This window comes from Brevibacterium sp. CFH 10365 (genome assembly GCF_009299785.1).
GTDB classification, from domain to species: Bacteria; Actinomycetota; Actinomycetes; order Actinomycetales; family Brevibacteriaceae; genus Brevibacterium; species Brevibacterium limosum.
On sequence record NZ_VIGO01000010.1, the window covers coordinates 127,041 to 133,959 of the forward strand.

Annotated in this window: 4 protein-coding genes and 1 pseudogene; 1 reads left to right on the forward strand and 4 read right to left on the reverse strand. The window is 65.5% G+C overall.

Features of this window, described 5'->3' with window-relative positions; all coding sequences use genetic code 11:
• Positions 1-155: 155 nt before the first annotated feature.
• The 4 genes and pseudogenes from fdnG to FHG09_RS17915 all read right to left on the reverse strand — a co-directional run.
• Positions 156-3,341 (reverse strand): annotated as a pseudogene (fdnG, locus tag FHG09_RS17895) (formate dehydrogenase-N subunit alpha); the annotation flags it as partial.
• A gap of 162 nt (positions 3,342-3,503) precedes the next feature.
• Positions 3,504-4,202 carry a class I SAM-dependent methyltransferase gene (locus FHG09_RS17905; RefSeq protein WP_152348995.1) on the reverse strand — a complete coding sequence of 233 codons (699 nt, stop codon included), beginning with the start codon at positions 4,200-4,202 and terminating at the stop codon, positions 3,504-3,506.
• Complete coding sequence (gene trxA / locus FHG09_RS17910) at positions 4,199-4,639, reverse strand: thioredoxin (protein WP_152348996.1); 441 nt, start codon at positions 4,637-4,639, stop codon at positions 4,199-4,201. Before trxA ends, FHG09_RS17905 begins: the two co-directional genes overlap by 4 nt.
• 126 nt (positions 4,640-4,765) lie before the next feature.
• Entirely contained in the window at positions 4,766-5,857 is a 1,092-nt protein-coding gene (locus tag FHG09_RS17915) for an LCP family protein (RefSeq protein WP_227492854.1), read from the reverse strand.
• A 638-nt stretch (positions 5,858-6,495) separates the two neighbouring features.
• Here FHG09_RS17915 and FHG09_RS17920 point away from each other — a divergent pair.
• Positions 6,496-6,699, forward strand: coding sequence for a cold-shock protein (locus FHG09_RS17920; RefSeq protein WP_062240453.1), 204 nt, complete (start codon positions 6,496-6,498; stop codon positions 6,697-6,699).
• Positions 6,700-6,919 lie beyond the last annotated feature (220 nt).

Consider the following 6,919-nt stretch of genomic DNA (forward strand, 5'->3'; position numbering starts at 1 on the left):
CCCCTCGCCGAGGCGGTCGTGCCGTTTTCCTCGGAGCCTGCCCCCGGTCCCCCGGCCAGAGTCCTGCCCGGGGTGACTCCGACGGCCGAATCGCCGCCGCGGTGAGCGTGCCCACCGGCGCTGCGTCCCCGTCCGGCATCGTGGGAGGTCTCGACATCCTCGGCGGGAACGGTGACCTGCTGGTTGCCGGATTCGGGACTCAACCCGGCCTCTCGCTGGTACTTCTCGACGAAGTCGACGAGCTCGGGGCCGCGCGGACGCCTGCCGGGGATGATCGTTCCCGCGACGTACTTGCTGTTCTGGATATAGACGTTGGGGTCCATCGTCACGCCGAGCAGGTCGTTGGCGGAATCGCCTTCGACCACGGCACCGGTTCCGCCGACACCCCAGTGGTAGGGCAGGCCGATCTGGTGGACCGTCGTCCCGCCGATCGTCAGCGGAGTCATCCGCCTGGTCACGAGCACCCGTGCCTCGATGGCCGACCGCGGGGAGACCAGGGTCGCCCAGCCGTAGGGTTCGAGCCCCACCTCCGCGGCGAGCTCCGGAGAGATCTCACAGAACATCTCCGGCTGCAGCTCGGACAGGTACGGCAGCCAGCGGGACATGCCGCCGGCGGTGTGGTGTTCGGTGAGCCGGTAGGTCGTGAACACGTAGGGGAACACTTCGGAACCGGGCACGCCGGCACCGGGTGCGGACAGATTGTCCTCGCGGCGCATGACCATCCGGGTCGGAGAGTTCTGCTGGGGGTACAGCGGGTTCGGCACCGCCGATTCCTGCGGTTCGTAGTGTGTGGGCAGGGGGCCGTCGACCATGCCGCTGGGAGCGAACAGCCAGCCCTTGCCGTCGGCCTGCATGATGAAGGGATCATCGCCGTCGAGGTGGTCGGGTCCGCCATAGGCGACATCCGATCGTGCCGAGGGTGCCCGGTCGATGGGGAAATCAGGCACGTCCTTGCCCGTCCACTTCCCGGATTCCTCGTCCCACCACACGAACTTCTTCCGTTCCGACCAAGGGGTTCCGTCGGGGGCCGCGGAGGCACGGTTGTAGAGGAGGCGGCGGTTCGCCGGCCATGCCCACGCCCATTCGGCCGCGGTCTCGTCCTGTTCGCTGCGCGGTTTGCGTCGGGCGGCCATGTTCACGCCTCCCGCGTAGACGCCCGCGTAGATCCAGCAGCCGCCGGCGGTGGTGCCGTCGTCGGTCATCTGGTTGAAGTTCTCCAACGCCTGCCCGTCCCGCTCACCGCCGACGAAGTAGCCGTTGATCTCCTTGACAACCGCCTCGGCGTCGACTTCGCCCTCGTCATCGACCGGATAGTCCCAGGTCATGTCGAGCAGCGGCCGGTCGCGTGGGTCATCGGAGTCCCTCAGCTTCTCCCGCACGGCCTTGCCGAGCTCGAAGAAGAAGTCGAGTTCGCTCTGCGCGTCCCCGGGCGGGTTGACGGCCTTGTGCCGCCACTGCACGAGCCGTTGGGTCTGCGTGAACGTGCCGGCCTTCTCCGTGTGGTTGGCGGCAGGCAGGAAGAACATCTCGGTGTCGATGTCCTCGGTCTTCAGCTCCCCGGTCGCGATCTCCGGGCCGTCCTTCCACCAGGTGGCGGACTCGATGAGGCTGAAGTCGCGGACGACCATCCACTTCAGGTGGCTCATCGCCATCCGCTGCATGCGTCCGTTCGCCGACCCCACGGCCGGGTTCTGGCCGAGCAGGAAGTATCCGTCGACGCCGTCGGCGAGCATCCGCACCTGCGTCTGGTAGGTGCCGTGGGCTCCGTTGATCCGCGGCAGGTAGTCGAAGGCGAAGTCGTTCTCCGGCGTCGCCGCGTCGCCCCACCAGGCCTTGAGCAGGTTCGCCGTGTAGGCGCGACCGTTGGCCCAATAGCCCTTGTGGGTCTCGGGGGTGCCCACCGCTGCGACGTAGTCGTCGAAGGTGTCGTGCACTCCGGCGCTGGGCATCGGCAGGTAGCCCGGCAGGAGGTTGAACAGCGTCGGAATGTCGGTCGAGCCTTGGATCGTGGCATGACCGCGCAGGGCCATGATTCCGCCGCCCGGGCGACCCATATTTCCCAGCAGGAGCTGGAGGATCGAGGCCGTGCGGATGAATTGCGCGCCGAGGCTGTGCTGGGTCCACCCGACCGCATAGGCGAAGCACGTGGTCCGGTCCCGGCCGGAGTTCTTCGTGACGGACTCGTAGAGGTAGTCGAAGTCGTTCGGCTTGATGCCGCAGTTCTCGGCCACCATCTCCGGGGTGTAGCGGGAGTAGTGGTGCTTCAGGATCTGCAGCACCGAACGCGGGTCGCTCATCGTCTCGTCGCGGACCGGCGCACCATCGGCGTCGGTGTGGTACGACCACGACGAGTTGTCATAGGAGTGCGTGTCCGGGTCGAATCCGGAGAACAGCCCGTCGAGGTCTTCGGCGCCGATGAAGTCGTCGCTGATGAGGTTCGTCGCGTTCGTGTACGCCCGTACGTACTCCTCGAAGTACGTGCCCTCGGACAGGACGCGATTGATGAGCGCACCGAGCAGCACGATGTCGGAGCCGGCCCGGATGGGCACATGCCTATCGGCGACCGCAGTGGTACGCGTGAAACGAGGATCGACGTGGATGACGCGGGCACCTCGGGCCTTGGCCTCGGTCACCCATTGGAAGCCCACGGGGTGGCACTCGGCCATGTTGGAACCCTGGATGATGATGCAGTCCGCATTCGCCATATCCTGGACGGGTTGGGTGGCGCCGCCGCGCCCGAACGAGGTTCCCAGACTGGGAACCGTGGCGGAGTGTCAAATACGCGCCTGGTTCTCGATCTGTATCGCCCCGGCCGCGGTGTAGAGCTTCTTCGCGAGGTAGTTCTCTTCGTTGTCGATCGTCGCCCCGCCCAGGCTGGCAATGCCCATCGTGCGTCGCAGCGGGTGGCCCTTGTCGTCGACATCCTCCCAATGGTTGCGACGGGCTTCGATGAAGCGGTCGGCGATCATATCGATCGCGGTGGACAGGTCGATCTTCGTCCAGTCCTTGGCCTTCGGGGCCCGGTAGAGGACGTCGGTGACGCGGCCGGGGGCGTTGACGAGCTGTTCGCTGGCCGCGCCCTTCGGGCACAGTCGGCCTCGTGAGATCGGCGAATCCGGGTCGCCTTCGATCTGGACGACCTTGTCGTCCTTGACGAAGATCTTCTGCCCGCAGCCGACGGCGCAGTAGGGGCACACGGATTGGACGACCTTGTCGGCCGTGGCCGTGCGTGGAGTGGTGTCTCGAGTCGTCGGAGACACGACTGATTCTCCGCGTCCGGACTTATCGGACGTGCGGAACTGCCGGAGTACCGGCCACTCGAGGAAGCTGAACCGAGCCATGGCTCCACCTTAGACCCTCACAGGGCGGAAATGCACCTGGTGAAACCGGGTGATTCGCCCCTGTCTCAGAGGCTGGGAATCACCCGGTTCACCGAGGCGGCTCCGCCGTCGGTCTTGGCTGCGGAGCTCTTCGTGCAACGAGCTGAACTCGGGCTGTGGAGTTCAGACTCGGCGGGCCAGCAGAACCGCGTCGTCGAGTTCGGCGGGTTCGCCTGACGGTGAGGTCACCTGTCGTGTCCGGGTATCGGCGAGTTCGATCTCCCACCGGTCCGGGCTGGCGCCGATGAGGAGTGCGAAGTCTCCGTTCGGGCTGACCAGTTCGTGGTGGTGATCCATGCCGTGCTCGAACTTCTCGCTGTGCTCTTCGGCCCACGGCGGCATCGTCGCATGGGAGACGAGCAGAAGCGCCCCTCCCGGTGCCACGTGCGCGGCGACGCGGGCCAGCAGCTCTTCCCGGGTGTCGGGCAGCCGGGTGTGGAGGAAGAATCCGGTGACCAGGTCGAAACCGCCTCGGCGATCGTGGTCCTCCGGATCCCAGGTGGAGACGTCGGCGACGGCGAATTCGGCGGAGACTCCGCGGGATTCGGCGACCTTGCGGGCGCGGTCGATGGCCGTGGTCGAGAGGTCGATCCCGGTGGCGTCCCAGCCGTTCTCGGCCAGCCAGATGACGTCGGCGCCCTCACCGCAGCCGACGTCGAGGACGCGACCGGGACTCATGTCGGAGACGATGGCCACGAGGGCCTCGTTCGGGTTTCCGGACCAGATGGTGTCGTCCGAGTCGGCGTAGCGCTCTTCCCAAGCGGCCACGGAATCGGGCACGCCGGTTTTGTCAGCGCCGGTGTTGTCGCTGGTCGCGGTCACTTGTCGACGCCCGGGTCGGCAGGGATCGAATCAGGAGCGGCACCGTCCGCGCCGCCGTCGGTCTCTGCGGCAGCGGCGGCTTCCTGCTTGGCCAATTCGGCACGGACGTCATCCATGTCGAGGCCCTTGACGGCGGTGATGACCTGTTCGAGCTGCGGGGCGGCGAGCGCACCGGGCTGGGCGAAGACGACGATGCCCTGGCGGAATGCGACGAGGGTCGGGATCGAGGAGATCGCGAAGAGTCCGGCCAGCTGCTGCTGAGCTTCGGTGTCGATCTTGCCGAAGGCGATGTCCGGGTTGGCCTCGGAGGCCTGTTCGAAGACCGGAGCGAACTGTTTGCAGGGGCCGCACCAATCGGCCCAGAAGTCGAGGAGGATGATCTCGTTGTCGTTGATGGTCGACTCGAAGTTGTCTTGCGTGATTTCGATCGTAGACATGCGGCCCAGTCTAGGAGCCGAGACTGAAATCCGCATAGACAGGTGAGGCAGGCGGGTTCTGACAGGTCGGGAAGGCTGCTGCCGAACGGTGTGCACGGTTCGAGGCAGTTCAGCCGAGGAGTCCACTCATTCGAAGACGTCGACGATCGGCGAGTCGTCGTTGATGGCGGCGAACACGGCCTCCGCCGCCGCAGATTTGACCACTCGGTCGGGGTTCTCCGGCGCCGGGGTCCACGGCATGATCTCGAACGTGATGTCGTCCTCGGGCACGGAGGCCGCCGTCGTGGCCAGGGAGGCGAGCGAACGCATGGAGTCGAGTTCGTCATCGACGCCGATCGTGGAGGTCACCGCGTCGAGGAATCCGTAGAGGCGGTCGGGGCGGGTGAGGACTTGGCCGCTCTTGGCGCGGTCGATGATGGCTTCCATGACCATCTGCTGATTGCCCATGCGCGCGATGTCGCTGCCATCGCCGACAGCGTGCCGGGTCCGGGCCAGGGCGAGGGCGTCGTCACCGCCGAGCGTCTGCTCGCCGGCGGGCAGGTCGAGATTCGCCTTCGGGTCTGTGAGCGGTTCGTCGAGGTCGACGGTGATTCCGTCGAGGGCGTCGACGATCGCGGCGAAACCGTCGAAATCGACGTTGATGAAGTGGTCGACGCGGACGCCGGTGAGCACCTCGGCGGCCGAGACCGAGCAGGCGGGTCCGGCGTTGAGGGCCGAGTTGATCATCCCGTGCATCGCCTCCGATGCGCCCTGTCCGGTGTCGTCGCAGGCGGGAAGGTCCATAATCGTATCCCGTGGAATCTGCACGGCGTCGATGCGGCTGGCATCGGCGGACACGTGGGCAAGGATCATCGCATCGCTGCGCGCCCCGTCGGCGCTGCCGAATCCCTGCCCCGAGGCGGCCCCGGAGTTCGCCTCGGAACCCGATCCGGAGTCATCGGAGGCTTCCTTCGCCGATTCGAGATCGCGAGTGTCGGACCCGATGATGAGGACGTTCGTCTCATCGGTGAGCTTCTCGGGAACGTCGCCGCCGTGGGCGCGCAGCGGAGAGGACGAGATATTCGCGCCGAGGTTGTGCACCGCCACCGCGATCGTCAGCGGAGCGCCGATGATGAGGACCGCGGCCACGGCGACGACGGTGCGACGGCGTCGGTACTTCGCGGCGAGGCGACGCCGACGTCGAGGCCCTGGCGGCACTGTTGGTTTTCGGTTGTCCACGGCTCGGGTGCTCCTGCGTCCGGGGTCACGACGGATTGCATACAAAACGGAATGCATACAATCCTAAACACGCGCACCGTCGAGTGCACATCATCACACCGCCGAGTGCACATCATTGTGTGTCATCTCTCGGCCCGCGGCGTCGCGCGGTCCGCTCCGGCCTGCCATCCGCAGGCAGCATCGGAGGCGGTCGCCGATCTCGACTGAAATCGCTCGGCCGAAATCACCATCGGGGCGATCTCTCTGTTAAGCTGGAACTGTTCTCGCACAGAAATGTGCGGAGCAGATGGTGTCTCAAGAGTAGGTAGATTCGCTCGTCACCATGTGTTTGCCCGTCGGCGCGTGCCTGCCTTCCGCGCCCCTCATGATTTTCCATGTCGTCCGTCTGACGACTTCCGTCCAGCACCTTCGAGTGCATGATCGAAACCGAGTATCCCCACGATTTCGTCTGAGACAGAGACCTCTCACCAGAGCATTCGCAATCAGCCTGAGATCAGCTCTCTCGGTTCACCCACAGTTTTTCGTTGGACCTGTGTCCAAGATTCAGTCCTTCCAGCGGGAAAGCCGGGCTCAGAAATGGGTCCGACCATCACGATCGCATCAGCGGTCATCAGTTAAAAAATAAGGATACAAAGATTATGGCAACAGGTACCGTGAAATGGTTCAACGCGGAAAAGGGTTTCGGATTCATCCAGCCTGACGACGGTTCGGCTGACGTGTTCACCCACTTCTCCGCGATCGAAGCCTCCGGCTACCGCGAGCTCACCGAGGGTCAGAACGTCGAGTTCGACTCTGAGATGGGCTCCAAGGGCCTGCAGGCGACTCGCGTCCGCGGCCTCTGAGACTCTTAGAGGGTCTCTTCTAGAGACTTCGTCGGTCTCCATTCGAGGCCGCTGAGACACACCGGCGATCTTTCGCCCTCGCAACCGTCCATGTCCGACCTCTCGGACTGGCTCGGCCGCTTGGGTGGAGGGTCGCCGTTCTCATGCCCGGCCCGGCAGCAAGGCGCGCAGCTCGACGAACCTCCGCCCTCCCTGCTACCTGACGGCTGTGAGTCTTGGT

Bases quoted from the DNA above. Each gene is read 5' to 3' on its own strand.
- trxA (WP_152348996.1), bottom strand. From the start codon at position 4,639: ATGTCTACGATCGAAATCACGCAAGACAACTTCGAGTCGACCATCAAC.
- FHG09_RS17920 (WP_062240453.1), top strand. From the start codon at position 6,496: ATGGCAACAGGTACCGTGAAATGGTTCAACGCGGAAAAGGGTTTCGGA.